The sequence below is a fragment of the Pseudomonas sp. BRG-100 genome (assembly GCF_000737955.1).
Taxonomy (GTDB): Bacteria; Pseudomonadota; Gammaproteobacteria; order Pseudomonadales; family Pseudomonadaceae; genus Aquipseudomonas; species Aquipseudomonas synxantha_A.
The window spans coordinates 4,403,886-4,430,346 of sequence record NZ_JPRX01000001.1; the positions used below are offsets into that span (position 1 = coordinate 4,403,886).

General features: G+C 57.7%; 30 protein-coding genes and 1 tRNA gene. 16 read left to right on the top strand and 15 right to left on the bottom strand.

Going from position 1 to position 26,461, the window contains the following annotated elements; translation table 11 throughout:
• Positions 1 to 3 precede the first annotated feature (3 nt).
• From cyoB to queC, 5 genes are all read left to right on the top strand, one after another.
• Positions 4 to 2,022, top strand: coding sequence for a cytochrome o ubiquinol oxidase subunit I (cyoB, locus tag JH25_RS07855; protein ID WP_005791254.1), 2,019 nt, complete (start codon positions 4 to 6; stop codon positions 2,020 to 2,022).
• A 3-nt stretch (positions 2,023 to 2,025) separates the two neighbouring features.
• The gene (locus JH25_RS07850; protein WP_005791252.1) at positions 2,026 to 2,652 is read left to right on the top strand and encodes a cytochrome o ubiquinol oxidase subunit III; all 627 of its coding nucleotides are present in this window, start codon (positions 2,026 to 2,028) and stop codon (positions 2,650 to 2,652) included.
• Positions 2,652 to 2,987: a cytochrome o ubiquinol oxidase subunit IV gene (cyoD, locus tag JH25_RS07845; protein WP_003194051.1), complete on the top strand. Its 336-nt coding sequence runs from the start codon at positions 2,652 to 2,654 to the stop codon at positions 2,985 to 2,987. Before JH25_RS07850 ends, cyoD begins: the two co-directional genes overlap by 1 nt.
• 11 nt (positions 2,988 to 2,998) lie before the next feature.
• Positions 2,999 to 3,886, top strand: coding sequence for a heme o synthase (gene cyoE, locus JH25_RS07840; RefSeq protein WP_005791249.1), 888 nt, complete (start codon positions 2,999 to 3,001; stop codon positions 3,884 to 3,886).
• Between the two features lie 167 nt (positions 3,887 to 4,053).
• On the top strand, positions 4,054 to 4,752 hold the full coding sequence (gene queC, locus JH25_RS07835; protein WP_032879562.1) for a 7-cyano-7-deazaguanine synthase QueC: 699 nt from the start codon (positions 4,054 to 4,056) through the stop codon (positions 4,750 to 4,752).
• 141 nt (positions 4,753 to 4,893) lie between these two features.
• Here queC and JH25_RS07830 read toward each other — a convergent pair whose 3' ends face one another.
• Both JH25_RS07830 and JH25_RS07825 read right to left on the bottom strand, forming a co-directional pair.
• Positions 4,894 to 5,772 carry a queuosine precursor transporter gene (locus JH25_RS07830; protein ID WP_032879563.1) on the bottom strand — a complete coding sequence of 293 codons (879 nt, stop codon included), beginning with the start codon at positions 5,770 to 5,772 and terminating at the stop codon, positions 4,894 to 4,896.
• On the bottom strand, positions 5,759 to 6,364 hold the full coding sequence (locus JH25_RS07825; RefSeq protein WP_005791243.1) for a helix-turn-helix transcriptional regulator: 606 nt from the start codon (positions 6,362 to 6,364) through the stop codon (positions 5,759 to 5,761). The genes JH25_RS07830 and JH25_RS07825 overlap by 14 nt, the downstream gene beginning before the upstream one ends.
• 211 nt (positions 6,365 to 6,575) lie before the next feature.
• Here JH25_RS07825 and ptaA point away from each other — a divergent pair, with 211 nt between their 5' ends.
• Positions 6,576 to 7,670 carry a pyoverdine biosynthesis transaminase PtaA gene (ptaA, locus tag JH25_RS07820; RefSeq protein WP_032879564.1) on the top strand — a complete coding sequence of 365 codons (1,095 nt, stop codon included), beginning with the start codon at positions 6,576 to 6,578 and terminating at the stop codon, positions 7,668 to 7,670.
• 102 nt (positions 7,671 to 7,772) lie between these two features.
• Here the strand turns inward: ptaA and JH25_RS07815 are convergent, their stop codons facing one another.
• From JH25_RS07815 to JH25_RS07785, 8 genes are all read right to left on the bottom strand, one after another.
• Positions 7,773 to 8,489: a hypothetical protein gene (locus JH25_RS07815; protein WP_032879566.1), complete on the bottom strand. Its 717-nt coding sequence runs from the start codon at positions 8,487 to 8,489 to the stop codon at positions 7,773 to 7,775.
• A gap of 94 nt (positions 8,490 to 8,583) precedes the next feature.
• A complete protein-coding gene (locus JH25_RS07810) occupies positions 8,584 to 9,837 on the bottom strand; it encodes a 2-aminoadipate transaminase (RefSeq protein ID WP_032879569.1) in 1,254 nt (417 codons plus the stop codon).
• A 114-nt stretch (positions 9,838 to 9,951) separates the two neighbouring features.
• A complete protein-coding gene (locus JH25_RS07805) occupies positions 9,952 to 10,965 on the bottom strand; it encodes a diguanylate cyclase domain-containing protein (protein WP_032879571.1) in 1,014 nt (337 codons plus the stop codon).
• A 409-nt stretch (positions 10,966 to 11,374) separates the two neighbouring features.
• On the bottom strand, positions 11,375 to 13,276 hold the full coding sequence (locus JH25_RS07800; RefSeq protein WP_032879572.1) for an alkaline phosphatase D family protein: 1,902 nt from the start codon (positions 13,274 to 13,276) through the stop codon (positions 11,375 to 11,377).
• Between the two features lie 126 nt (positions 13,277 to 13,402).
• On the bottom strand, positions 13,403 to 13,588 hold the full coding sequence (locus JH25_RS28740) for a hypothetical protein (protein WP_146097887.1): 186 nt from the start codon (positions 13,586 to 13,588) through the stop codon (positions 13,403 to 13,405).
• A gap of 141 nt (positions 13,589 to 13,729) precedes the next feature.
• Entirely contained in the window at positions 13,730 to 15,958 is a 2,229-nt protein-coding gene (locus JH25_RS07795; RefSeq protein ID WP_032879573.1) for an ATP-binding protein, read from the bottom strand.
• Entirely contained in the window at positions 15,955 to 16,569 is a 615-nt protein-coding gene (locus JH25_RS07790; RefSeq protein WP_032879575.1) for a biliverdin-producing heme oxygenase, read from the bottom strand. The genes JH25_RS07795 and JH25_RS07790 overlap by 4 nt, the downstream gene beginning before the upstream one ends.
• A gap of 194 nt (positions 16,570 to 16,763) precedes the next feature.
• Positions 16,764 to 17,144 carry a response regulator gene (locus JH25_RS07785; RefSeq protein WP_032879577.1) on the bottom strand — a complete coding sequence of 127 codons (381 nt, stop codon included), beginning with the start codon at positions 17,142 to 17,144 and terminating at the stop codon, positions 16,764 to 16,766.
• 180 nt (positions 17,145 to 17,324) lie between these two features.
• Between JH25_RS07785 and JH25_RS07780 the strand changes: the two genes are divergently transcribed.
• Positions 17,325 to 17,756, top strand: coding sequence for a bleomycin resistance protein (locus tag JH25_RS07780; protein WP_032879580.1), 432 nt, complete (start codon positions 17,325 to 17,327; stop codon positions 17,754 to 17,756).
• A 30-nt stretch (positions 17,757 to 17,786) separates the two neighbouring features.
• Positions 17,787 to 18,161 carry a c-type cytochrome gene (locus JH25_RS07775; protein WP_032879583.1) on the top strand — a complete coding sequence of 125 codons (375 nt, stop codon included), beginning with the start codon at positions 17,787 to 17,789 and terminating at the stop codon, positions 18,159 to 18,161.
• Positions 18,162 to 18,307: 146 nt separating this feature from the next.
• Here JH25_RS07775 and JH25_RS07770 read toward each other — a convergent pair whose 3' ends face one another.
• Positions 18,308 to 18,592: a barstar family protein gene (locus JH25_RS07770; protein ID WP_032879585.1), complete on the bottom strand. Its 285-nt coding sequence runs from the start codon at positions 18,590 to 18,592 to the stop codon at positions 18,308 to 18,310.
• Between the two features lie 227 nt (positions 18,593 to 18,819).
• On the opposite strand from JH25_RS07770, the gene JH25_RS07765 reads away from it, so the two are divergent.
• Positions 18,820 to 19,332 carry a T6SS effector amidase Tae4 family protein gene (locus tag JH25_RS07765; protein WP_032879586.1) on the top strand — a complete coding sequence of 171 codons (513 nt, stop codon included), beginning with the start codon at positions 18,820 to 18,822 and terminating at the stop codon, positions 19,330 to 19,332.
• On the top strand, positions 19,329 to 19,562 hold the full coding sequence (locus tag JH25_RS07760; protein ID WP_032879588.1) for a hypothetical protein: 234 nt from the start codon (positions 19,329 to 19,331) through the stop codon (positions 19,560 to 19,562). The genes JH25_RS07765 and JH25_RS07760 overlap by 4 nt, the downstream gene beginning before the upstream one ends.
• Positions 19,563 to 19,707: 145 nt before the next feature.
• Here the strand turns inward: JH25_RS07760 and JH25_RS07755 are convergent, their stop codons facing one another.
• The gene (locus JH25_RS07755) at positions 19,708 to 20,079 is read right to left on the bottom strand and encodes a PH domain-containing protein (protein WP_032879590.1); all 372 of its coding nucleotides are present in this window, start codon (positions 20,077 to 20,079) and stop codon (positions 19,708 to 19,710) included.
• A 156-nt stretch (positions 20,080 to 20,235) separates the two neighbouring features.
• Here JH25_RS07755 and JH25_RS07750 point away from each other — a divergent pair, with 156 nt between their 5' ends.
• Positions 20,236 to 20,871, top strand: coding sequence for a LysE family translocator (locus JH25_RS07750; protein WP_032879592.1), 636 nt, complete (start codon positions 20,236 to 20,238; stop codon positions 20,869 to 20,871).
• Between the two features lie 8 nt (positions 20,872 to 20,879).
• Here the strand turns inward: JH25_RS07750 and JH25_RS07745 are convergent, their stop codons facing one another.
• Positions 20,880 to 21,572 carry an NBR1-Ig-like domain-containing protein gene (locus tag JH25_RS07745; protein ID WP_005791214.1) on the bottom strand — a complete coding sequence of 231 codons (693 nt, stop codon included), beginning with the start codon at positions 21,570 to 21,572 and terminating at the stop codon, positions 20,880 to 20,882.
• Positions 21,573 to 21,801: 229 nt separating this feature from the next.
• Between JH25_RS07745 and JH25_RS07740 the strand changes: the two genes are divergently transcribed.
• Both JH25_RS07740 and JH25_RS07735 read left to right on the top strand, forming a co-directional pair.
• The gene (locus JH25_RS07740) at positions 21,802 to 22,608 is read left to right on the top strand and encodes a 2OG-Fe(II) oxygenase family protein (protein ID WP_032879594.1); all 807 of its coding nucleotides are present in this window, start codon (positions 21,802 to 21,804) and stop codon (positions 22,606 to 22,608) included.
• A 26-nt stretch (positions 22,609 to 22,634) separates the two neighbouring features.
• The gene (locus tag JH25_RS07735; protein ID WP_005791208.1) at positions 22,635 to 23,273 is read left to right on the top strand and encodes a LysE/ArgO family amino acid transporter; all 639 of its coding nucleotides are present in this window, start codon (positions 22,635 to 22,637) and stop codon (positions 23,271 to 23,273) included.
• Here JH25_RS07735 and JH25_RS07730 read toward each other — a convergent pair.
• A complete protein-coding gene (locus tag JH25_RS07730; protein WP_032879596.1) occupies positions 23,244 to 23,573 on the bottom strand; it encodes a hypothetical protein in 330 nt (109 codons plus the stop codon). The genes JH25_RS07735 and JH25_RS07730 overlap by 30 nt on opposite strands.
• 84 nt (positions 23,574 to 23,657) lie before the next feature.
• Positions 23,658 to 23,742, bottom strand: a tRNA-Leu gene (locus tag JH25_RS07725).
• A gap of 108 nt (positions 23,743 to 23,850) precedes the next feature.
• Here JH25_RS07725 and queA point away from each other — a divergent pair.
• Genes queA through yajC form a run of 3 tightly spaced genes read left to right on the top strand, consistent with a single transcriptional unit; the run spans position 23,851 to position 26,403 of the window.
• The gene (gene queA, locus JH25_RS07720; protein WP_032879598.1) at positions 23,851 to 24,900 is read left to right on the top strand and encodes a tRNA preQ1(34) S-adenosylmethionine ribosyltransferase-isomerase QueA; all 1,050 of its coding nucleotides are present in this window, start codon (positions 23,851 to 23,853) and stop codon (positions 24,898 to 24,900) included.
• Positions 24,901 to 24,905: 5 nt separating this feature from the next.
• The gene (tgt, locus tag JH25_RS07715; protein WP_032803964.1) at positions 24,906 to 26,021 is read left to right on the top strand and encodes a tRNA guanosine(34) transglycosylase Tgt; all 1,116 of its coding nucleotides are present in this window, start codon (positions 24,906 to 24,908) and stop codon (positions 26,019 to 26,021) included.
• A 43-nt stretch (positions 26,022 to 26,064) separates the two neighbouring features.
• Positions 26,065 to 26,403 (top strand): preprotein translocase subunit YajC, encoded by a 339-nt coding sequence (gene yajC / locus JH25_RS07710; protein WP_003175975.1) that lies wholly within the window; start codon positions 26,065 to 26,067, stop codon positions 26,401 to 26,403.
• Positions 26,404 to 26,461: the final 58 nt, after the last annotated feature.

Genomic DNA, 26,461 nt, shown 5'->3' on the forward strand with positions numbered 1-26,461 from the left:
ACGATGTTTGGTAAATTAAGTTGGGACGCGGTCCCATTCCACGAGCCGATCGTGATGGTGACCATCGCCATGATCGCGCTGGGTGGTCTGGCACTGGTTGCGGGTATTACGTACTTCAAGAAGTGGTCCTACCTGTGGACCGAGTGGCTGACCTCGGTCGACCACAAGAAAATCGGCGTCATGTACGTCATCGTTGCCATGGTCATGCTGCTGCGTGGTTTTGCCGACGCCATCATGATGCGTACCCAGTTGGCCATGGCCACCGAGGGTTCGCCTGGCTACCTGCCACCTGAACACTATGACCAGATCTTCACCGCCCACGGTGTGATCATGATCATCTTCATGGCGATGCCATTCTTCACCGGCTTGATGAACCTTGCCTTGCCGCTGCAGATTGGTGCGCGTGACGTTGCCTACCCGTTCCTGAACTCCCTGAGCTTCTGGCTGCTGGTTTCCGGCGTGGTGCTGATCAACGTTTCCCTGGGCGTCGGCGAATTTGCCAAGACCGGTTGGGTTGCGTATCCGCCATTGTCGGGCTTGCAATACAGTCCGGGCGTGGGTGTGGACTACTACATCTGGGCCCTACAGTTATCAGGACTCGGGACGACATTGACGGGGGTCAACTTCCTGGCCACCGTCCTGAAAATGCGCGCCCCTGGCATGAAACTGATGGACATGCCGATCTTCACCTGGACCTGCACCTGGGCAAACGTGCTGATCGTGGCTTCGTTCCCGATCCTTGCCGCTACCATGGCGCTGCTGTCGCTTGACCGTTACCTGGATTTCCACATTTTCACCAATGAACTTGGTGGCAATCCAATGATGTACGTGAACCTGTTCTGGGCATGGGGTCACCCTGAGGTGTACATCCTGATCCTGCCAGCGTTCGGTATCTTCTCCGAAGTGATCTCGACCTTTACCGGCAAGCGCCTGTTCGGTCACCACTCGATGGTCTACGCATCGGGCGCGATCTCCGTACTGGGCTTCATGGTGTGGCTGCACCACTTCTTCACCATGGGCTCGGGGGCCAGCGTCAACGCCTTCTTCGGCCTGGCGACGATGCTGATTTCCATCCCGACGGGGGTGAAGCTATTCAACTGGCTGTTCACCATCTACCACGGTCGTCTGCGCATGACCAGCCAGGTCCTGTGGACCCTGGGCTTCATGGTGACCTTCGCCATTGGCGGCATGACCGGCGTACTGCTGGCCATCCCGGGTGCTGACTTCGTGTTGCACAACAGCCTGTTCGTGATCGCCCACTTCCACAACGTGATCATCGGTGGTGCGGTATTCGGCTACATCGCTGGTTTCAGCTTCTACTTCCCGAAAGCGTTCGGCTTCAAGCTGCACGAAGGCTGGGGCAAGGCTGCATTCTGGTTCTGGATCTCGGGCTTCTTCGTCGCGTTCATGCCGCTCTATGCACTGGGCTTCATGGGCATGACCCGTCGTCTGAACGCCACCACCAACCCTGAGTGGGTACCGTACCTGTACGTTGCCATGTTCGGTGCGGTGATGATCGCTGTGGGCATCGCCTGCCAGTTGATCCAGCTGTACGTCAGTGTGCGTGATCGCAAGAAGAACATGTGCGAGTCCGGCGACCCATGGAACGGCCACACCCTGGAATGGTCGACCTCGTCGCCACCACCGTTCTACAACTTCGCTGTGATCCCGACTGCGAACACCATTGATGCCTTCACCGAAGCCAAGGAAGACGGTACTGCGTACCAGAAGCCCAAGCACTACGAGCCGATCCACATGCCAAACAACACCGCCACTGGCGTGGTGATGGGTGCGCTGTTGACCGTGTTCGGTTTCGCGATGATCTGGCACATCTGGTGGCTGGCAATCGCGAGCCTGGTGGGCACTATCGGTTACTTCATCATTCACGCTGCCCGTGATGATCAAGGCTACATGGTGCCGGTCGAAACGATCGAACGCATCGAAGCCGAGCAGCACGCTCGCCTGGTAGCCGAGAAGAAGATTCCGGCCAACCGTGTAGAAACCTCGTTGGAACAGGCTTAAACCATGTCGAACTTAGTGACCAATGCTGGACACGCCCATGTCGATGACCATGGGCACGATGACCATCACCACGACTCGGGGCCAATAACCGTCTACGGTTTCTGGCTCTACCTGATGACCGACTGCATCTTGTTTGCGTCGATCTTCGCGGTGTACGCGGTACTGGTAAACAACGTAGCGGGTGGCCCGTCGGGCCACGACATCTTCGAACTGCCTTACGTGCTCGGCGAAACCGCCTTGCTGTTGTTCAGTTCGATCACCTACGGCTTCGCCATGTTGGCCTTCTACAAAGGCAACAAGAAGGGCGTGCTGACCTGGCTGGGCCTGACCTTCCTGTTCGGCCTGGGCTTTATCGGCATGGAGATCAACGAGTTCCACCTGCTGATCTCCGAAGGCTACGGTCCTAGCCGTTCCGGTTTCCTGTCGGCGTTCTTCACGCTGGTCGGCACCCACGGTCTGCACGTAACCGCAGGTTTGCTGTGGATGGCGGTGATGATCTATCAGGTCAACAAACACGGCCTGACCAACACCAACAAGACCCGCCTGAGCTGCCTGAGCCTGTTCTGGCACTTCCTGGACGTGGTCTGGATCTGCGTATTCACCGTCGTTTACTTGATGGGGACTCTGTAATGGCTAATGCACACTCCCATGACAGCCACGATTCGAGCCACGGCAGCGTAAAGTCTTACGCTATCGGCTTCATCCTGTCGGTCATCCTGACCCTGATCCCGTTCGGCCTGGTGATGTACCCAACCTTGCCGAAGTCGATCACCTTGATGATCGTCCTGGCGTTCGCGGTGATTCAGGTCCTGGTGCACCTGGTGTACTTCCTGCACCTGGATCGCTCCAAAGAGCAGCGCGAGAATGTGATCGCGTTTGTGTTCGCAGGCCTGGTGATCGTTCTGCTGGTTGGTCTGTCGCTGTGGATCATGTTCAGCATCCACACCTACATGATGGCGAAGTGAGGTAAGACCCGATGTCGCTTAAGCACTTTATCCAAATCACCAAACCGGGGATCATTTTCGGTAACGTGCTTTCTGTGGCGGGCGGTTTCTTCCTGGCCTCCAAGGGACATGTCGATCTGGCCATCTTCCTGGCTGCGATGATCGGTACGTCCCTGGTGGTTGCTTCCGGATGCGTGTTCAACAACTGCATCGACCGTGACATCGACATCAAGATGGAACGCACCAAGAATCGAGTGCTGGTCCAGGGGCTTATTTCCCTGAAGCTGGCGCTGATCTTCGCGACCATCCTGGGTGTTGCGGGCGTAGTGTTGTTGTACAAGGTGGCCAACCCGTTGGCGGCGCTGTTTGCCGTGATCGGTTTTGTCATCTATGTCGGCCTCTACAGCCTGTACCTCAAGCGCAAGTCGGTTCACGGCACGCTGGTGGGCAGCCTGTCGGGGGCGATGCCGCCGGTGATTGGTTATGTGGCTGTAACCAATAGCTTCGACATGGCCGCGCTGGTGCTGCTGGTGATGTTCAGCCTGTGGCAGATGCCGCATTCCTACGCCATCGCGATTTTCCGCTTCAATGACTACCTGGCTGCGTCGATTCCGGTATTGCCGGTCAAGCGTGGTATCCAGGTGGCCAAGAAACACATCCTGCTCTACATCCTGGCCTTCCTCGTGGCGACCTTGATGTTGACCTTCAGTGGCTACGCCGGCATGAGCTACCTCGCCGTAGCCGCCGCCATGGGCATGTACTGGTTGTACATGGCCTGGACCGGTTACAAGGCGGTGGACGACACCGTCTGGGCGCGCAAGCTCTTCGTGTTCTCGATCTTCACCATCACCGCGCTCAGCGTGATGATGTCCCTGGATTTCCAGGTACCGAAAGAGCTGTTGCTGACCTACGCGCACTGAGTGGTCTTGCAGTAAAAAAGCCCCGCCTTCGAAAGACGCGCGGGGTTTTTTATTGAGCGCTGCGCTAAACCGGATACGCTGCGTTATCGTTGACGTTTTTCGTGAGCAAGGGCTAGCCGCCCGCCTCGCTCCTACACCCCAATTCTACAAATGCAGGAAGCAATGCAATGAGTAAAAAAGCCGTGATGGTCTTCAGTGGCGGGCAGGACTCGACCACCTGCCTGATCCAGGCATTGAAGCAGTATGACGAAGTGCACTGCATCACCTTCGATTATGGTCAGCGCCATGTGGCGGAAATCGAAGTGGCCCGCAAGTTGGCCAAGCAATTGGGCGCCACCGTGCACAAAGTGATGGATGTGTCGCTGCTCAATGAGCTGGCGATCAGCAGCCTCACCCGTGACAACATTCCGGTACCGACCGTTAACAGCTCAGGCGAAAGCCTGCCGAGCACTTTCGTGCCGGGCCGCAATATCCTGTTCTTGACCCTGGCTGCGATCTACGCCTACCAGGTCAAGGCCGAGGCCGTGATTACCGGTGTGTGCGAAACCGACTTCTCGGGCTACCCCGATTGCCGTGACGAGTTCGTCAAGGCATTGAACCAGGCCCTCAAGCTGGGCATGGAATACGACGTGAGCCTCGACACCCCGTTGATGTGGCTGAACAAGGCCGAAACCTGGGCCCTGGCCGATTACCACAACCAACTGGAACTGGTGCGCGAGCAGACGCTGACCTGCTACAACGGCGTCATTGGCTCCGGCTGCGGCAACTGCGATGCGTGCAACCTGCGTGCCCGGGGCTTGAATGACTACCTGCAAAACAAGGCGGATGTCATGCAGAGCCTGAAGCACAAGTTGCAACTGAAGTAACCGCATCCAAGGCCCGCCAGGCTCTACCTGATGTATGAAGTCCAAATGTGGGAGGGGGCTTGCTCCCGATAGCGGTGTCGAGGCAAATACATTCTTAGCTGACCCACCACCATCGGGAGCAAGCCCCCTCCCACATAGGTTTCATGTGTTGGCAGTGGTCAGGTAGCGCTTGAACAACGAGCGCGCCCCATAGGCAGGCAGGATGTTGAAGAACGCAAAACCGACTTTGATCGCAATCTGCACATAGATCATGCTCAGGATATCGCTGGTCTGCATGGCGCCGTAGAAGGCAATAAAGCAGAACAGAAAACTGTCGATGATCACCGCAAAGAAGGTGCTGAAGAAAATCCGCAGGTACAGGTACCTGGAGTTGGTCAGTTCTTTGATCTTGCACAGCAGGTAGGAGTTTATATTCTCCGAGACCAGGAACGACACCGAAGAGGCCACCAGCACCGACGACACTTGCAGGATCACGTCGTTATACGGCCCATCGAGTTTCCAGCCCGGCAGCCCCGGCAGGAACGTTGAGCCATACAACAGGATGATGATCATCGCATTGCTGGCAAACGCAAACATAATGGCTCGCCGGGCCAGGCGCAGGCCGAAGTTCTCGTTCAGCAGATCCACAATCAAGAAGGTCAGCGGGTACAAAAAAGTGCCCGGCGTCACAATGATGCCCATGGATTCCAGGTAGATCGGTTTGGTCGCGGCGATGCTGGTGAAGATGTAAAACGTGAACAGCAACAGGTTCAGGATGATGTAGATCATCCACGAGTTTTCATTGCGGTCGTTAATGTCGTAGGCGGTGAGTGCTCCTGCTTGTGAATAGAACTTCTTGTAGAGGTTCTTGATTTCCAGCTTGTTGAAGTTGTCCATCATTTCGCTGTTGAGCACCTCACTGAGCTTGATTTTGACGACCTTGCCCGTGGCGATCACCATGATCACTGCCAGGCGCTTGTCATTTTCAAAGCCCAGCAACTTGTATTTGCTGTTTTCCACGGCGCCTTCAAAGGTTGTCATTGAAGCGCTCCTCAAGAATATCGCCGATGACGCACAAGCGGTCTGAGTTGCCGCAGGGTTCAAGGGTGATGAACAGCTTCTTGGTGGCGCGGTCGTACACCAGCTTTTCTTTATCGTCGCTCGATGCGCCTTTCTGCACGATCAGCAAGTCCCCCGGCTCATTGATGCCGGGAATCGCATGCTCCAGGCGAACGCCGATCAAGTTGCAGGAGTTGCCGAAGTAGTAAGTCAGTGGGTAAAGCGTGGCCAGTTCGCCGATGCGCTTGCCCAGGTTCTGCATCAGCAGGCTTTCCTTGAGCACAGGCACTGCCGCCGGGTTCTTGTTGCCCAGGGGGGAAACATTGCTTTCGATGACTTCCTTGGCTTCAAAGTTGACGGTCTCGATTTCTTCGTACGAAACGCCGAAGAAATCAGAGATCTTGCGAATGGTCGACTGTTGCACTTTGACGACCTTGCCTTCCAGGATGTTGTAGATGGTCGTCCTGGTCACGCCGGCGGCATTGCTTAACGAAAGCTGGGTTTCGCCACGACTTTTGATCAAGTACTTGATATTGCTCTTCAAGTGCTCGGTTTTTTCTCGTCTGTGTATCAAGTGCTCACCACTTCCATTTAGTCATCAGTCCATACCCGGCAGAACGTCTAGTTCCAGGCCCGCGGCAGCGCAGTGTTGCATGGGCTCGCGTTGACAATAAAGTACTGAGTGCAGGGATACGTCCCGACGCTAAATCAGGCAACTGCTTTCTCGTCATACCGTTATATCCGACCTGTGCGAATCCCTCGCACTTCGACAAGGAGTAGTCACCATGGTCAGCTTCAGCCGTAGGTCCCTTCTCGCGCTTGGGGCGGCGTTACCTGTACTTGGCCAGCTGGATTGGGCGGTTGCCAGCCCGGTGCCGGCTCAATCCGACAAGGTACGGCTCAACTACAACGAAAGCCCCTACGGCCCTTCAGACGCCGCCCGTGAGGCGATGCAGCGAGCGATTGCAGCGTCTGGGCGCTATCCCTACCCGGACATGTACGCCTTGGCCGCGCAGTTTGCCCACCAGCAGGGGGTTGCCGAAGAAAACGTCGCGGTGTTTGCCGGCTCGATGGCGGCCCTGCGTTTTGCGGTGCTGGCGTTTACCAGCCAAACCCGTGGCCTGGTCATGGCGACACCGTCCTATGAACTTGTGCGTCAGGCGGCCGAGTCGATCAAGGCACCGGTGCATGAAGTGAACCTCGACGCCGGTCATGCCCATGATGTACCGGCCATGCTCGCGGCAGACCCACAGGCCGGCATGTTGTACCTGTGCAACCCCAACAACCCCACCGGCACCCTGACCCCTACCGAGGCCATCCGCCAAGCCTTGGCGAACAAACCCCAAGGGAGCGTGCTGGTGGTGGACGAGGCGTATATCGACTTCTGCGATGCACCCAGCTGTGTGAGTTGGGTCAACGACCACGACGATCTGTTGGTGCTGCGTACGTTCTCGAAAATCTACGGCATGGCCGGAGCGCGTCTGGGGCTGGCAATCGGTCATCCGGCGCTGCTGGAGCGGCTGGCGGTGTTCGGCGGTGACAACGTCCCGGCCGCTGCCAGCCTATTGGGCGCACGTGCCAGCCTGGAGGACACCACGTTGGTGGGCCAACGCAAAGCGCTCAATGCCAGGTTGCGTGATGAGACAGTCGCCTGGCTCAAAGGCCGGGGCTTTAGCTGCACGGCTTCCCAGAGCAATTGCTTCATGATCGATGTAAAGCAACCAGCTGAGCAGGTGGTTGAGCGGCTGGCCGCACAGAATGTGCTGGTGGGGCGCGTATGGCAGAACTGGCCGCAATGGGTGCGGGTGACAGTGGGCAACCAGCAGGAGATGGAACGCTTTCGCGAGGTGTTTGCCGCGCAGATCGCGCCTGTTGGCTGAAACATTACCTGCAGCCAGCCATGACTGTGGCGAGGGAGCAAGCTCCCTCGCCACAGTGTGCTATCTCTTGAAAGTGATGTTTAGTCCAGCGGTGTTGCCGCGTTACTGCTGGGCAATGCTGTAGCCGGCAAACGCTGTCTGCTGCTGCAGCGCAGTAATCACACTTTTGCGGCTCAACGGCTGTTCATTACCGGCGTTATCCACAAAGCTTTCCACTTCCAGTTCGGCCTCGTCGCCTTCACCTACGAAGTTGAACCCCAGGAACTCGAATGCTTCGCGGTCCACGCTGAGCCTGGAGCGCGGTGTGCGCAGCGGCAGGGTGACGCTGATGCCATCCTTGCTGATCACGAACACCTCGGCTTCTTTCTTGGCACGTGCTGCCTTGCCCTTGCCGGCACTTGGGTTGCTGATGGCCTGGTGCGACTGGTTCAGCACCTTGAGGGCCAGGCCATAGACCAGTTCCTGAAACTGGGGATCGTCCTTGAAGCTGGACAGGATGCGGCTGATCGAGAACTTGCTGCTCAGGTCTTCGAGGGCGGCGTTATCGGCGGCTTCGGCGTCCTTCAATTGTTTGAGCTGGCCCATCAGGTCGTAGGCTTTGTCATCGTCGAAGGCGTCATGGGCCTGGCGGATGGCGATGCGCAGCTCGCGGATCTGGTCGCTTTCTTTGGAGGTATGAAACGCGTCCAGCACCATCTCGCTGATGATCTTGGCCGCTGGCACATGCTGTGAAAGATTGATGGCGTTTTCGTATTCGGCTTTGGCATGCAAGGCGGTTACGGATTCTTCGGCGGATTCTGCGGTGTAGGAATCAGGCATTAAAATTTCACTGCGTAGTAAACGGGGAGACAAAAACGTCGGGCATTTTCGGCGGGGTGGGGGATCAGGTCAAGACAGGTTCGGGCAGGTGACGTTATTGGTCCAGTTGCGCGAAGCACGCCTGGAGAATATCCAGGCCCTCCTCCAGCACCCAAGGCTCGATGGTCAACGGTGCCAGCAAGCGCACAATGTGCCGCGACTTGCCGCTGGGCATCAACAGCAAGCCGGCGTCTCGCGCCAGGCCCAGCAACTGAGTGAGTTGCCTGGAGGCCGGAGTGCCATCGACATTCACCAGTTCAATACCACGCATGGCGCCGACGCCGGTGAGGCGGCCCAGGTAGGGCGACAGTTGTTGTGAGCGCCAGCTTTCATGGCGGCTGACAATGGCCGCCTCCTGCTGTGCCCCCCAAGCTTGCAGATGTTCATCGGTCATCGCCTCAAGGGTAGCCAGTGCCGCCGCGCAGGCGATGGGGTTGCCGGAGTAGGTGCCGCCGAGGCCGCCCTTGGGCAGGTTGTCCATCAGCGCCTTGCGCCCCACCACAGCACCCAACGGCACGCCGCCAGCGATGCTTTTGCCGAGCAGCAACAGATCCGGTTCGATGCCCAGGCGCGAAAAGGCAAAGCGCTGCCCCGTGCGACCAAAGCCGGACTGGATCTCATCGACAATCAGCAGAATGTTGTGCTCGTCGCAAAAGCACCGCAGGGCTTGGGCAAACTCGATATCGAGAGCGAGGAAACCGGCTTCGCCCTGCACCGGCTCGATGATGAAACAGGCCACATCGTTTACGTCGATTTCCACGCTGAACAGACGGTCCATCGCCTTCAGCGCTTCGGCGCAGGTCACGCCGTTATCGACACTGGGGTACGGCAGGTGATACACCGGGCCAGGCAGTACGCCGACCTTCTGCTTGTAAGGCACCACCTTGCCATTGAGGTTGAGGGTCGCCAGGGTTCGGCCGTGGAAGGCTCCATCAAAGGCGATCACCGCCGTTCGCCCGGTGGCGCCGCGGACGATCTTCAACGCATTTTCCGCCGCTTCCGCGCCACTGTTGGTGAGCATGCCACTGACCGGGTAGTGCACCGGGATAAACGCCGTCAGGCGTTGCATCAACTCGATGTAGGGCGTATGCGGTGCGGCGTTGAATGCGTAGTGGGTAAGCCTGGTTGCTTGCTCGCGAATCGCCGCCACTACGCCCGGATGGCAATGGCCCAGGTTGAGCACGCCGATACCGCCGACAAAATCGATGTAGCGTTTGCCCGCGGTGTCCCACACCTCAGCGTTTTTACCGTGGCTGAGGCTGATGGGATGGACGATGGAAATCGATTGGCTGATGCTGGCGTGGCTCATGAATCGCGTACTCGACAAGGCTGGGCGTGGTTTATCTAAGCCGCGCACCGGGCCTTGCCGCAAACGAAATAAAGTCGCCGGGTCATTCCAAATCGGAAGGAGCGCTTGTCTGCATTAATCCGACACCCCATCTTTGCCAGCCGCCTTGGACCGATATAGCGCTCGGTCAGCCCTTGCCACCAGCGCGGCGGGAGACTCACCCATGCGCCGCTCTACAATCCCCAGGCTCAGGGTGACGTTGAGGTCGTTGACGATAGGCGACTGTTTGATTGCACGGCGAATCCTTTCGGCCAATTCCTTCGCCGTGTCCAGGTTGCTTGCAGGCAGCACCACCATGAACTCATCGCCGCCCCAGCGAGCCAGCAGGTCAGTTGTGCGTACGCAGCTTTCCAGACGTTCCGCCACCCCTATCAGCGTCTGATCACCGACGCCGTGACCGTATCGGTCATTGACCGGCTTGAAGTCATCGATGTCCATCGCCACCAGCGCCAGGGGCACACGAAAGCGTTCGGCGCGGTCGCATTCTTCCAGCAGGCATTTTTCCAGGCGATAACGGTTGGCGATGCGTGTCAGCGCGTCGCGCTCGGCCAGGGAGCGGTTTTCGTCCAGCTGTATCTGCAATTGTTGATTGACCCGCGATAGCTCAAGGGTACGTTCTGCCACCAGTGCTTCAAGGGATTGGTTGCGCTTTTGCAAGCGTTCAATGGAGCATTTACGCGTATGAATGTCGCGGTGCGCGCCCACCATGCGCGCCACTGAGCCGTCGGGGTTGCGTGCAATGATGTAGCCACGATCCTCGATCCACAGGTAAGTGCCGTCTTCTTTCCGGCAGCGGTATTCGGCGCGGTAAAGGGGCGAACGTTGACTGATGTAGTCATCAAACAACGCCATCACGCGCGGGTAATCCTCGCTATGGATCACGCTTTCCCAGGTGAACACGTTGTTTTCCAGCGAGTCTCGGGAGTAACCGAGCATTTCGTACCAGCCGGGGTTGCGGTAGACGTAGCCAGTCGTGGCGTTCCAGTCCCAGATCCCGTCACTGACCAGTTCCATGATGGCGTGCAGCAGGTCGGCGTTGAGTTCGGAAAAGTCATTGCGTAGTGGCTCGTTGCCGGGTGTATCGTCCATCAGCGCGCTCCCTGCAAGGGCTGGCTTCTAGGGGGCGTTCTCAATTAGTTTCCCCGTCGCGCCGGGTCTGCTGTTGTGCAGGGCAAGGCGCGAGAAGCGTGGTTTGGTCATTCCAAATAAGCTTCGAGCAACGCAGCCCTGCACAACAGCAGGCCCGGCCCTTCGGGTTGTGCCTTAAAGCGGGCCAGCCTGCGTTGCAGGCCTTGGAAAGGGAACAACCATTCCCTGCGGCCTGCGCCTTGCCTGGCCCGCTTTAAGGCGACAACGCGGCGGGGAAACTAATTGAGAACGCCCCCTAGGGGCCAGTTATTATTGGTGACGCCGATACTCCGTGGCTGGCGCTACTCTACCTCGCTGCTTGCACGGTTTGAATAGGGCGGATGTGCTGCTTTCGGATAGTGGCGTTTGGCTATGGTTCGGGCGCCAGCATCTTTGTTCGAGGCTTTCCATCCGCGTTGTGTTGGTAAATCTCATCCGGCTGGCCCTGTTCATTGAAAAACACCTGGCCAATTCCCGCGCTATTCCACAGCCGCTCACCCGCCTCGGCATGGTCCGGAATATACGGGACTACCTGCATGGTACGGCGGCGGGTAAACCAGTTGAGCGGCGAGCGTGGGGAATACAGCCAGCGGTTGAGACGGTCGAACCATTCCAGCAGGCGCGGCGGGAACTCATTCTTGATGCCGCTGCTGGTGATTTGCCAGATCCTCGGGCCGCCGTTGCGGTGACGGATCAGCACCTGGTAGACGAACGAGTAATGCACATCGCCGGAGAGGATCACGTAGTTACCGGGCGTGCGCGAGTGGCGGAAGATGTTCAGGATCACTTGGGCGGCGCCGCGATGAGCCATCCAGTTTTCGGCGTCCACCAGCAGTGGGAAGCCGCACCAACTGAAGACCTTTTGCACCGTTTCGATCAGCTTGACGCCAAAGATCGGCGCAGGCGAGACGATAATGGCCGACGGATGGTCGAGCAGCTCCTGTTGCAGTTCGCTCAAGGCTTCCCAGTCCAGCAGGCCGGAAGGTTGCTTGAGGGTAAATTCGCTGCGCCAGCGCCGAGTACGGGTATCGAGTACCACCAGGGCAGGGGTGGTGGGCAAAACGTAATGCCATTGCTGGAATTTCAGCAGCGCCTCCAGCAGATCATCCTGGGCAGCAGCGTCCAGATGATTGCCCTGCGCCTGGCCAGTCAGTGCCTGGGTCTGGGTCAGCAGTTCGCCGAACACCTGGGGTTGGTTGCCCCAGCCCTGGCATAACAGGTACGCCAGCAAGGCATTGCCGATGATGCGTTTGGAGAAGGGATGGCCGTAGGCGGTTTGCTCCCACTGAGCGCTGAGGTTCCAATCGTCGGTGATGTCGTGATCATCGAAGATCATCAGCGTCGACAAGTGGGCGAACACCCGGGCTACCCCCGGCAAGCCGGTGCGCAATTGATCGATCTGCACTTGTTCGCGGGCATAACGCAGTTGTTCTTGCGCGCTCAGTTGCGGCGGTCGTGGTGTGATCAGCGTCCACGGGGTGGGCGACCAGACCAGCAGGTACATCGCGATGACTTCGGCGAAGGTCACCAGGTGATTGTCAGCGGTGCTGCTGGTGAAGATCGGCTTCTTCACGCCGCCGAAAAAGCGTTCGCGCAGGGTCTCGTTACTGTCCAGCGCCGGAAGCAGGTCGGCGCGGTGGTAATAGCTGGCGCGATGCCCATAGAGGCTGACGCTGTCGTCTACCACGGCGCCCTCCAGGAACTCGTCGAACAGGCCCAGGTGCGCGATCAGCGCATGGATGGCCCGCAGCATGGGCCCGGCGACATCGTCGGCGTAGACCTGGTCGCCGCTCATCATCAGCAAGGCGGGGCGTTCGAGCGGGGTGCGGGCCTGCGCCAACAGGCGGTCGACGCACAACAAACCTTCATCTGCACGGTGATGGGGTTTACGGCAGGAGCCATGTACCAAGTGGTTGATGCGGCTATGCAGCACGAAGCTCGGCGTTGTGGCGTCGGCATACAGCAAGTGCGGCGCCCATTGTGCGATGCCGATGCCGTCGACGATCAGGTCGTAACCGATGACCTCGTCCTGGGGCAGAGCGTCGCTCAGCGCTACGTCGATCAAGTGGATAACGGCATGGCGCCCGACGGGCACGACTTGGCAGTGCGTTGCATCGAGCGGGATATTCAGCGTCTCGCCCTGGGGTAATTGCAGCCTCAAGCACAGTGGCAGGGCGCGACTGCCCACCAACCAGATAACCAGGCGCTGCGGTTCAAGGCGCCTTAGCAGGGGACCTGCGATGACGGCAGGCAGGATGTCGGGTTGATGCATGAAAAATGCAGCTCATACCAAGTGGGACTGGAGAGGATAACGCAGAGGATGTCAGTGTTTTGTTAACGCAAGTGCAGCGCGGTGCGCTGCACTGCACTGCACTTGTTGCCGGTGACCCGTAACGGTTTAAGTCAGTTTGCCTCCTCCGAGAGAGGTCATACCCGAACCTTTGGGTTTTGGTTGCGTGTCCTGCCCCTGTGGGGGGCCGTCAAGCGGCGAAGAAGTTGGTGCGGGATTGGCTGGAGGCTGGTTATCTTTTAAGCCTTGCTGGATGTTATAGCTGAAGCTGTGAAACGAATTGCCGATGAACATGGTAAAACCCCTTACTCAATTGGAGGACTGTTGTCGCATCAATACTCCCTTTGAGTGCGCACTGATTGAGTGAGGCTGGCCGGGTTTTTCGTTCCCGGCCATAGGTAACCATATGTTTGGCTAGTAGGAATTTGGTGTGTCTCAAGCAGGCTTAGGCACCGTAAACCTGAATTCACTGCCGCGCCCCAATTCACTGTCGGCTTCGATCCGACCACCATGGGCCTGGACAATCCCCTGGGTGATATACAGCCCCAGCCCGCTGCCGGTGGGATTGTTCTCGGACTGGGTCCAATAGCGGTCGAACACATGGGGCAAATGATCCGGCGCAATGCCTTCACCGGAATCGCGTACCGAAAACACGATCTCTTCGCCGTTGCTCATGGCGCTGATACCGATGTTGCCCTGGCGGGGAGTGAATTTGATGGCGTTGCCGATCAGGTTCGACAGCACTTGGAACAAGCGCTCCGGGTCGGCGCTGATCTGCAGGCCAGGCTCGGCGTTGAACGACAGGTCGATACCTTTTTCCGAGGCCAGTGGCGACAGCAGCGAATATGCCTCTTCAAATATCTGGCTGACGTCCAGCGCAACCGGCTTGACCACATAGCGTCCGGCTTCGATTTTCGAGGTGTCGAGCAAGTCCTCCAGCAGCACATTCATGCGCCCGGCGGCCTGTTGCATGGTGTCGATGGCCGAGGAAATCCGCCGTGAGGTGTGTGGGCCGTCGGAGCTGAAGGCTTTCTGCATCATGCCGCAGAGCATGGAAATAACTGTCATCGGGTTGCGCAGGTCGTGGGAAACCACTGCGACCAGCTCGTCACGGGCACGCACCGCTTGTTGTTCGCGCAGCACCTGGCGGGCCAAGTCATTTTCCAGGGCCGAGCGGCGCAGGTCATTGGCGGCAAACAGGTCGCCGTGGCTCCACTTGGTGGAAATGCCGGCCATTTCCACTTTCCAGATTTCAAACGACGTGCGTGGGCGAAGGCGTAGGCCAGTGTCAGAAGTTTCCAGATTTAGCGGCTTGCTCGGGTCACCGCTCCAATTGATGTTCTCTTTGACTTCCGGGCGAAACCACAACACACCGTTATCCACAGGCTTGGGCAGGCTCATGGCGAGCACACCACTGGCCACCGCCTGATACTCGGCGGCCGGTGGGTACACCGAAGCCAGGTTGTGGTTGGAAAATACCGGCTGGCCCAGCGTTTGCAGCCACTTGTGCAGCGCCCGGATTTGCGCTGGTTCCGGGCAGTTGCCGTAACGGTGCAACTGCTTGTCTTCGATGATCGCCACACCGCCCGACAAGGTCAGGTCCATCAGTTTTTTACCGTGGTGGGCCAGGCTGTCGAACACATTGTCGTCGCTGGCTTTCATCGCCCGATCAAGCAACGCCAGGGTTTCGACTTTCTCCTCTCGCTGGCGGCTTAACTCCAAGGCTTCCATGGCACTGATCTGCAACGACAGCACCTGACCGATGGTCTGGCAGGTCATACGCAGATCGTTCGGCACCAGCAGCGGCTCGCGGTTGCCGCAGCTGATCAGGCCCCAGAGTTTGTCGCCCTTCATCAGCGAAATACTCATGGACGACAACACGCCCATGTTCTGCATGTATTGGCAGTGAATCGGCGACACGCTGCGCAGGGTAGCGAAGCTCAGGTCCAGCGGTTGGCCGGTGTCCGGGCGCAATTTTGGCAATAGCGGTACGGGTTCGTAGGACGCATTCGGGATGATCCGAAGCCAGTTGGTGCGATACAGCTCACGGGCTTGTTCGGGGATGTCGGACGCGGGGAAGAACAGGCCGTTGAATAATTCCATGGCCGGCGCCGAGGCTTCAGCGATTACCTGACCATGGCCTTCGTCTTCGAAGCGATAGATCAGCACTCGGTCATAACCGGTCATGGCCTGGATTTCATCCACGCTGATGGCGTACAGCGCTTGCAGTGTCTTGGCCGATTGCAGGCGTTGCAGCATTTTGCTCAGGTTGCTGGTGAGACCATTGCGTACCTGGGGTTTGAAATCCGCGAGCAAGGGTTCGAATTCCAACACCAGCACGTTCTGATGACGATGCAGCAAACCTTCGAACTGAGCACCGTTGAGCGTGACATGCAGGGGTGGGGCGTCGATAAAGGTATTGTGCTCGGCCATCGACTGCACCACCTGAGCGTGTTCACTGCCAATCAACGTGTGCAACGGTTGATTCAACAAGGCCTCGGGCGTGTGGCCGAACAAGGTGCCGACGTTGGCACTGACCTGAATGATGTTCAGCTCAGGCTCCGACAGCGTCAGCAACACGCCATGAGGCTGGATTGCCCCGGGGAAGCGGATGGGCTCGTCGGCACAGTTGGCAAGCAGCTCTTCAAAATCTTCGGGTTTCATAGCAGTACCTCCTGGCGTTCGAGCCATTGCTCAAAGCCGCTGAAAGTGGACCGGGCAGCCATCACTGCGCGCGCTCGAGCGCTCGCATCCAGTGGCTGATGAGCCAGGTAGTCGAGAAAGTCTTTCCAGCGCCGGCCGGTCTCGGCACCGTAGACATCGAGAAACGCACCGCCGTTGTCGGCTTCGATCGCCAGGCGTGACGCCATCTCCCGGCGTAATACCTGGCCGCCGAGCGTTGCACCTTCCAGTACATACAGGGCGCCGAGGCAAGCGGCAGGAGTGTCCAGCGCGGGGAGTTGGGTGCAGCGGGGAAGGGCATCTAGGGTGGGACTATCCAGGCCCAGAGCGCGCAGATCGTTAACCAGCGTCGGCGTTTTCACACGTGACGCAATATCAATTCCATCCGGAATCAGGCCACCGTCGTACAGCGCCGCCTCCATGGGTTGATAAAAACCGTAGTACGCCTGCAGCAATCGCCGATACCACTGGGCATCCAGGCGTTCGGAAAAAAACGGCAAACGCTTTTCCAACGCGACATGCAACAGGCCGGTACCCGTGCGCAACGTTTCCAGCAAGGATGGCGCACCAACGTCATGGGCCTGTGAGTGCATTCAATGAGCTCGAACTGTGGGCCTGTCGGCCAGGAATGACGCATGAAAATGGGCGACAATTCTACACAACTCGTTGTCGTCAGCTGAGCGCAAGAAGCGAAAAGGCTGACCAGTGGATCAGAAAAGTCGCTCCCTGTATTCCAAATGACCCCACGGCACGCCACGAGTTCGGTCCGGATGATATCGCGACGCTATCAATGCATGGGCGGTCCCTGCTGGGTCAACGCCGTTTGCACGCACTCAAGCAAGTGATCGGTGCTCCATGGTTTAGGCAGAAACCGCACCGAGCTGCCCAATTGAGTGGCGATCTTCGTATTGCCGGAAGTCAGCACCACCTGCACCTCAGGCCAGCGATGAGCCACTACGCGGCTCAAGTCGTAGCCATTGAGCAGGCCGGGCATTTGAATATCACTGACAATCAAGTCCACAGGGTCGTCGCCCCGCTCCAGATAAATCATCCCTTCATCCGCCGAAGGGAATGAAGTCACCACCGCACCGAAATCCTCCAGCACATCCACCATTAACGCCCGAATGATCTCGTCGTCTTCCAATACTAAAATCGATGGCTGAGCCATGATCCTTACTCCACCATCAGGGGTTCAGTAAGGTGGAGTGGGGGTTGGGTATATAGGTTCGATTGGATGTTTTTTAAACGATGGGTGGTCATTCGGCTGGTTCCAGCATGTGGTCTTGCCCCACGCCGTCAGCACGATAATCCGTTAAGGTAAGCGCCACTGCGACGTCCAAGGAATGCCATGTTTAAGCGTAATCCCCTCGTGCCAGAACTCATCGTTACCCACCTCGGTGCCAGCCTGGCATTCTGGGTTGACCAGTTGGGTTTCGGCATCGCCTATCAGCGCGCTGAAGAAGGCTTTGCCTACCTCGACCTGCACGGTGCGCAAATCATGCTGGAACAATACGAGCCGCACGCCGGGCAGTGGTTGACCGCGCCCTTGCAGCAGCCTTTCGGGCGTGGCGTCAACTTGCAAATCGACGTGCCTGCCGTAGCGCCTATCTTGCGGCGCCTGTCGGAGATCGGCCGCCCGTTGTTCCGTAACGTCGAGGATGCCTGGTACCGCGCGGGCGACGTAGAGGCCGGGCAGCGCCAGTTCATCGTGCAAGACCCGGACGGTTATCTGGTGCGCCTGGTGGAACGGCTGGGGGAGCGGCCGTTCAAGCAGGCATAATTGACGGCAATAACCCATAGGGAGACCCTGATGATGTACGTGTTATTGACTCTCGCCCTCACCGTTGTCGCTGCACCCGCGTTTGCAGCTGGCGACGCCGAAGCGGGCGGCAAACTCTTCACCAAGACCTGCGGCGGCTGCCACAGCATCGGTGAAGGTGCGCGCGGCGGTTTTGGGCCGCAGCTGAACGGCATTATCGGCCGACCTGCCGGTACGACCCCGGACTATCAGTATTCGGATGCGATGAAGAATTCGGGAGTGGTTTGGACGCGGGACAAACTAACGGCCTACATCGAAGACCCGAAATCGGTGGTAAGTGGGACGCGGATGATTTTCTGGGGAATCAGTGATCCGCAGAAGATTGAAAATATCTTGGCGTACTTAGATACATTCCAGCTCAAGTGAGCTGCCCAGGCTGACGGCTACCACCGGGCACAACGCGATCAGAAGGTGGCGGGGCTTGCCGTCATGCCAGTCAGTTAAGCGCAGGCTCCCACATTGAACTGGGTTCGGCTTAAGGTATCGCCGTCGGTTGTCATTAGGCTCAAGCATCAATAGCGAACCCGCGACGCAAGCTCCGGGTAATGGGTCGCAAGCTCAGCCAAGCACTGCCGCAGCATCTTGGCATCGTGGGGTAGGTGCTCTGAAAAAATATCCCAACCAGAAAACTCAAGCGTCTCCGGCATTTCTACCAAGCCGCTGATGGCGTCCCAAAAGGCATCCCAGTTTCGGCCATACCAGTTGGGGAAGTTGAGTGAAGTGCACAGTGTGGCGTGAAGTTCTTTGGGGTTTTGGATGCGGCTCAGGTTTATTTTGATGATGGATGATCGGGTCACTTGTGCACCATTTGCTGATTTACAGGCGCCTTGAATATAACCAGGACAAATGCACCCGTCCTCATGTTTCACAGCACGTGATTTTAGGCCTTTCATTAACATTATGAGCCTTGGCCTGCATCCAAAGCCTACACCCAAGTAGGACCGTTCTGATTTGCGCCTGACCTCAGTATTAGCGGCAAAGCGTTTGCTACGTTCGTGTGAAAAATACGCGATGGAAGCGCTTAATGCTGACGTTCAACTCCCTATGGAAAAACCATCCGGAAATCTTCGGAGACGCCGCCCCTTGTAGAACCAACGGCGCCAAAAATTTCAGTGACCAATGCGCCATTAACCTGGGCGTAGCACTGCGCAGGTCAGGCGCCGACCTGAGCAGGTTGAGAGGTGTGCGCTATTGTTGGCAGCATGCCAAGAGTGAGGGCCATGTGTTGGCAGCTGAGGAGATGGCCAAAGCTCTAAGTGACGCGAATATCCCCGGTTTGCAGCGCCCGAAGAAGATAAAACCTGAGGATTTCGAAGAGGTGTTGGCGGGGCAGCAAGGCATTATCTTTTTCAAAGACTTTTGGCGCCGAGGGAATGAGACGTCTGGCAATCGCAGTGGTGACCACATTGACCTTTGGAATGGGCGGCGGTTGACGAATTGGCTGAGTTATCCGCGTATTCAGTTGGGGTTTTCGATTGAGGGGACGTTCTCGGACTATTACGAGTCCAGGGAGATAGGGTTTTGGAAAGTCATATGAAGGTGGTTAAGGGCGTGCTCTTTGTGATCGGGATGGTTGTGGTGGCGCTGACGGTGTTTAACGGATTGGTTGTGGCAGTGTCGGCTTATTTCGGGCCGTTTTATGAGGGGGATGCGCAACAGAATCGAAATTTTGGATTTTGGTTGGTGGGTAATGGGGTTGTGATGCTGGCTACGGTGTTGCTGGGAGTGGGTTGGTATCGCAGATATTTGCGCAGGCGTGGGGTGTGAGTTCTCAAGTGTTCGGCGGATCATGTATTCATGGGAGGGCGCCATCGGGAGCAAGCCCCCTCCCACATTATGATCTGGTACATCTGTTGAATCGTGTAGGCAAAAAAAAGGCCTTGGTGCGCCAAGGTCTTTTTTTGCCCAAGGTTCAGGTCAGCAGATGCTTTGAAATCAGCCGCGAGATCTCCACAATCGAGGTTTTCCCAGTGAACTCGAACTTCACCTTCCCCAGCGACGAAAAGTAAATCTCCAGCTCCGAATCCAGATCAAACGTCCCTGACGTTTCCACCGAATACGCCACGATGTTTTTGTAAGGCAGCGAAGTGAAGTCCTTCTTGCTGCCGGTAATCCCCTGCACGTTCACTGCGATGATGCGCTTGGTGGTGAAGACCACGCCGTCGCGCATGGCCTTGTACGCGTCGACCACTTCTTCGCCGTCCATCAGCAGGGCCGAAACGCGTTCGGCGTATTCGTTGTTTTGTTTGAGCTTGAAGAAGCCTTTGTTGTTGAAGTCGATCATGTGCCTGTCCTGGTTGAAGGGTGCCGCTGGTGTATGGCGTTTTGCTCGCGGATCTGTATCTAACGGCTGAGCCTGCAAGGCTCTAGCATGGCGCGTAACACTACAGTGCTGGCGAAGGATTTTACGCCGGCAGCATAAAAATCCAGGAGCTAAACAATGCCCGATATATCCAGCTTGCTTGCCTACGGCCTGATTTCACTCGGCATGGTGCTCACGCCCGGGCCGAATATGATTTACCTGATTTCCCGCTCGATCTGCCAGGGGCGCACCGCAGGGCTGATCTCACTTGGCGGGGTGGCGCTGGGCTTTTTGATCTATATGGTGTGCGCGGCGCTGGGTATCACCGCGCTGGTGATGGCGGTGCCGCTTGCCTACGACGTGCTGCGGTTCGGCGGTGCGCTGTATCTGGTGTACCTGGCGTGGCAGGCGGTCAAGCCGGGCGGGCGTTCACCGTTTCAGGTGCGGGACTTGCCCAAGGACAGCCCGCGCAAGTTGTTCACCATGGGCGTGGTGACCAACCTGCTCAATCCCAAGGTGGCGGTGATGTATCTGTCGCTGCTGCCCCAGTTCATTGAACCGAACGGCCATGGCAGCGTGCTGTTGCAATCGTTGGTGTTGGGCTCTCTGCAGATTTTCATCAGCGTCAGCGTCAATGCGGTGATTGCTTGTATGGCCGGCTCCATCGCGGTGTTCTTCGTGACTCGGCCGGGGTGGCAGGTGGTGCAGCGCTGGGTGATGGGGTCGGTGCTGATGGGGTTGGCGGTACGGATGGCGGTGGAAGGGCGCAAATAAGGCTGCTTTCAGCGTGCCATGACGTTGACAATCACATGCAGGATGAATGCAGGTCCATAGCAGGGGCGCCCGTGTTCATCTTCGATACGCCATATCGAAGTGACCGTGCAGGTCTCTTTCGGCGCTCCAAACTCTACGGTGATATGCACCGGTTGGCCGGGCAGGGTTTCGGCAATCGGTACCTCGTTGTTAAGGCTGCGCAGGTGGCTGTCCATCACCACTTCCAGGGGCTCGCCTGTAGCCGTGCGACGGGCGATGACGTATTCACCGTCCACTCGAACCAATCGTCGACCGCGCCAGGGGCGGGTACCGACGTTCTGGATCTCCCAGGTTTTCTGAAACGTTTCGCCAGGCAGCACGACGGTTTGGTCGGGCGTGGTGACGTCGGCGTTAAACACCACAATGTCGCCAAGATCATGCAGGCCGATGGCTCGGTTGGTGGTTGCCATTGAATGGGTATCGACCGGTGCGCCTGCCAAATCGGCGAAGTAGCGGAACAGCAATAACGGGGACACCTGCAGCGCCTTGGCCAGTTTGATCAGGGTGCGTACCGAGGGATCCTGTGAAATGCCACCCGCTAATCCGTAAAGATAGGTACGCGAAATACCGGCTTCCTTGGCCAGGGTTGTCATGGATTTGCCCAGTTCCCGGCTGCGTCTTACGACCAGTGCTCGGAGTGTGTCGCGGGTTTTGATGCTCATATCCGTACGTTGATCCCCGTCCTTGAAAAATCATCATCTTGTTCGCCAAAAAGGACAACTTGCTCGCCGTTGCGTGTAGTGAGCCCTGCACACTCGCAACCTGCTAGCGCCGTTGTGAAGGACATGGATCGGTCCCTTTCTGTTTGGCTATATCCAGTGTCGCGGTTTCTCGCATGCTTGCGAACCTAGTGTGTGTTGCATTCCTTTACAACTATCTTTGGGTATAGCTATGTCTCGATTAAAAGCATGCTGCGAATCCATAGCCCGATCAGGCTTTGGCATTCTGCAAATTCCTGATGCGATGTTGCAGGACTACAAAAAGATCATCGATGGGTATTCGGCCATTCCCCAGGCCATCAAGGATGAATTTTCCTTTGCCCAGGACACGGATGGGTTTTTCCCTTTTGGCGCCGAGTACTCCCTTGTCGAGGATCACCCTGACCTGTGCGAGCGGTTTTGTTACTGGCCCGCGCACGCTTCAAAAAGAACCGCTTTCGAATTCACCCGAAGTACTTTCGTTGCCGCAGTCGGCAGTTTTGAACGACAGATGAGCGAGTTGGCCCAGGGGGTGATGGATGGCATTTGCGAGGAATTTGGCGTGGCACCCTTGGCCCCCTTTCGCGCGGCATCGTATATCCAGTTGTGTGTCTACGGTCCACAGGCCAAAGACCATTCTCGTAAATTTGCTCAAGATCCTCATGAAGACGGGCATATGCTTTCGTTTATCAAGCCTACCCGCGAAGGGCTGGTCTTGATGAAGGGACGATCGTTGGAACCTGTACGCCTTCTGGAGAACGAGGTCGCGGTGCTGGCGGGCTCCTTGCTGACAGAGCTCTCCGATCATGCCGTGCCTGCCGCCTACCATGCTGTACTTGCGCCCAGCAAACCGGTCGCCAGAAGCTCATTGATTTACTTTGCAAACCCCAATCCGGACCAGTTGCTGACGACCTTTTACCGCCAGAAACCCATTGACCTGGGCAGCACGGTGAATGCTCGTCATACCGGTTTCGGTAATCAGCCGATTCAACTGCGCTAAATAGTCCTGGAGGGCTCGAACAGTCCATGTTTCCTCACTTCAATGCCCTTTACATCGAAGGTTTGCTCTTGGGCATCGGACTGTTCGCCGCCCCAGGCCCGAAAGACACCCTGGTGATCCGCCAAGGTGTCGGTCGCGGGCCGATCTGGGGCGTTGTCGCCATTTGCGTATTGGCCGATATTTTCCTGATCGCTTTCGGGGTCACGGGTTTAGGGTCGTTATTGGGAAGTCGGCCTGAGGTGATGGCGCTATTGCTATTGTCCGGAGCGGCCTATCTGCTTTGGTTTGGTGGCCAGCGTCTGTTGGCTTGTATCCGGGATCAGTCCATGCCGGATGCTCAAGGCGGCAATTCGCAAAGAGGGCTGTTGCGCTCGGCGGTCATACTCGGCTTTGCCAACCCTTATGCATGGCTGGATACCGTGGTGCTGATTGGTTCTATCGGCGCCACGAAACCTGCGGGCCAACAGGCACTGTTCGCGACAGGCGCCATGACGGCATCACTCGTGTGGTTTGTGGTGTTGGCGCTGTGCTGTCAGCGGTTGACAGTATTGTTTCGCAAGCCAGCGGTCTGGCGTTGGCTGGATGCAGGGGTGGCGGTATTGATGGTGTACCTGGCCGTTATGCTGATCACCGATTCATTGCACATCTTTCAGATAGCCCTTTAGAACGGTCAGCGGGCATATCAACTCATCAAGGTGAGAGATGTTTTGCACAGGGGTGGATAGCTTTAGCAATTCACGCCCGAGCACGCTGTCCGCTCCACCCAATGCAATCAACGCCTGGGTGATGCACTCATCGAGCTTCAACTGGATCTCAGCCAGGTTTCCCTGGCGCACCAACAACCCAAACACTTCGCGTTCATAGCCATCCATTGCAGGATCATCGCGCAGCAGCGGGCTGCCGTCCTCGGTTTCATGCGCCAGCTTCAGGGCGAACAGTGCAACCGCTTCAAGCATCAATTCCATGGTCTCACTAACCCCCCACTGCCACGCCCGGCACTTTTTCACAGGCGAAAAAAAGACCTTGAATTTCAAGGTCTTTCTTTAAGATGGTGCCCCGAGGGAGACTCGAACTCCCACTCCTTTCGAAAACGGATTTTGAATCCGCCGCGTCTACCAATTCCGCCATCAGGGCTCAATGGCGGCGAAGTATAGAGATGAGATTACCGTTGGTCAATCACGTTTCATGGTCTATTTTCACTATTTCCGCTAGACTTCCCGGCCCTGCTAGACGAACCCCATCATGCGCGTTGCTGACTTTACTTTTGAGCTCCCTGATTCGCTGATCGCTCGCCACCCTTTGGCCGAGCGTCGCGCCAGTCGACTGCTGACCCTGGACGGGGTCAGCGGTGCCCTCGCACACCGTCAATTCACTGATTTGCTTGAGCATTTGCGCCCGGGCGATTTGATGGTTTTCAACAACACCCGGGTGATTCCGGCGCGGCTGTTCGGCCAGAAAGCTTCCGGCGGCAAGCTGGAAATTCTGGTGGAGCGGGTGCTGGACAGCCATCGTGTGCTGGCCCATGTGCGCTCCAGCAAGTCGCCCAAGCCGGGTTCGAGCATCCTCATTGATGGCGGTGGCGAAGCCGAGATGGTGGCGCGCCACGATGCCTTGTTCGAGCTCAAGTTTGCCGAAGAAGTGCTGCCGTTGCTGGATCGGGTCGGCCATATGCCGTTGCCTCCTTATATAGACCGCCCCGACGAAGACGCGGACCGCGAGCGCTATCAGACGGTGTACTCACAGCGCCTCGGCGCTGTAGCGGCGCCGACTGCCGGGCTGCATTTCGACCAGCCGCTGCTGGATGCGATTGCCGCCAAGGGCGTCGAGACGGCCTATGTGACGCTGCACGTGGGGGCCGGTACGTTTCAGCCGGTGCGTGTGGAGAACATCGAAGACCACCACATGCACAGCGAATGGCTGGAGGTCAGCCAGGACGTCGTGGACGCGGTCAATGCGTGCAAGGCGCGCGGCGGGCGAGTGGTGGCCGTGGGCACCACCAGCGTACGATCACTTGAAAGTGCGGCGCGTGATGGCGTGCTCAAGCCGTTCAGTGGTGACACTGATATCTTTATTTTTCCGGGCCGGCCATTCCATGTGGTCGATTGCCTGGTCACCAATTTCCATTTGCCCGAATCCACGCTCTTGATGCTGGTGTCGGCATTTGCCGGTTACCCGCAAACCATGGCTGCTTACCAGGCCGCCATTGCCAACGAGTACCGTTTTTTCAGCTACGGTGATGCGATGTTTATCACCCGTAACCCGGCGCCACGCGGCCCAGAGGAACAACTATGAGTCGTATGTCGTTTGAATTGTTGGCCACCGACGGCAAAGCCCGTCGCGGTCGCCTGACCTTCCCGCGCGGCACCGTGGAGACCCCGGCGTTCATGCCGGTCGGCACCTACGGCACCGTCAAGGGCATGTTGCCGCGCGACATTGTCGCTACCGGTGCCGAGATTATCCTCGGCAACACCTTCCACCTGTGGCTGCGCCCGGGCACGGAAGTGATCAAAAAGCACGGCGATCTGCATGACTTCATGAAATGGCAAGGCCCGATCCTCACCGACTCCGGTGGTTTCCAGGTATTCAGCCTGGGCGCCATGCGCAAGATCAAGGAGGAGGGCGTAACCTTCGCCTCGCCGGTGGACGGTGCCAAGGTGTTCATGGGCCCGGAAGAGTCAATGCAGGTCCAGCGCGACTTGGGCTCCGACATCGTGATGATTTTCGACGAGTGCACGCCTTACCCGGCTGACGAAGACGTGGCGCGCATCTCCATGGAGCTGTCCCTGCGTTGGGCCCAGCGCTCGAAGAACGCCCATGGTGACAACACCGCGGCGCTGTTCGGGATTGTCCAGGGCGGGATGCACGAAAGCCTGCGTAAACGCTCGCTGGAAGGCCTCGACAAGATCGGCTTCGACGGCCTGGCCATCGGCGGTTTGTCGGTGGGCGAGCCCAAGCACGAAATGATCAAGGTGCTCGACTACCTGCCGGGCCTGATGCCCGCTGACAAACCTCGTTACCTTATGGGCGTTGGCAAACCGGAAGATCTCGTAGAGGGTGTGCGCCGCGGTGTGGACATGTTCGATTGCGTGATGCCAACCCGTAATGCCCGCAATGGGCATCTGTTCATCGATACAGGCGTGCTCAAGATCCGTAACGCGTTCCATCGCCATGATGATTCGCCGCTGGATCCCACCTGTGACTGCTACACCTGCCAGAACTTCTCCCGTGCCTATCTGCATCATCTGGACAAGTGCGGGGAAATGCTGGGTAGCATGTTGAATACCATCCACAATTTGCGTCACTACCAAGTCCTGATGGCTGGTTTGCGCGAGGCTATTCAACAGGGTACATTGGCCGCCTTCGTCGATGCCTTCTATGCCAAGCGCGGGCTCCCTGTGCCGCCCTTGGACTGAGTTTTCCGACCCTAAGATTCACTATTTGCAACTGGAGTGCTAAATGAGCTTTTTTATCTCTAACGCCATGGCTGACGCCGCTGCGCCTGCTGCTGCCGGCCCTATGGGCGGTGGTTTCGAGTGGATTTTCCTGGTCGGCTTCCTGGTCATCTTCTACCTGATGATCTGGCGTCCACAGGCCAAGCGCGCCAAAGAGCAGAAAAACCTGCTGGGCAGCCTGCAAAAAGGCGACGAAGTCGTGACCACTGGCGGCATCGCCGGCAAGATCACCAAGGTTTCCGATGCTTTCGTGGTACTGGAAGTCTCCGACACCGTAGAAATGAAGTTCCAGAAGGGCGCCATCGCCGCCACGCTGCCTAAGGGCACGCTCAAAGCGATCTAAGTAACAACCTTTACCAATCGACGGGGCGCGCAAGGCGCCCCGCGTTATAAGCGGGCGG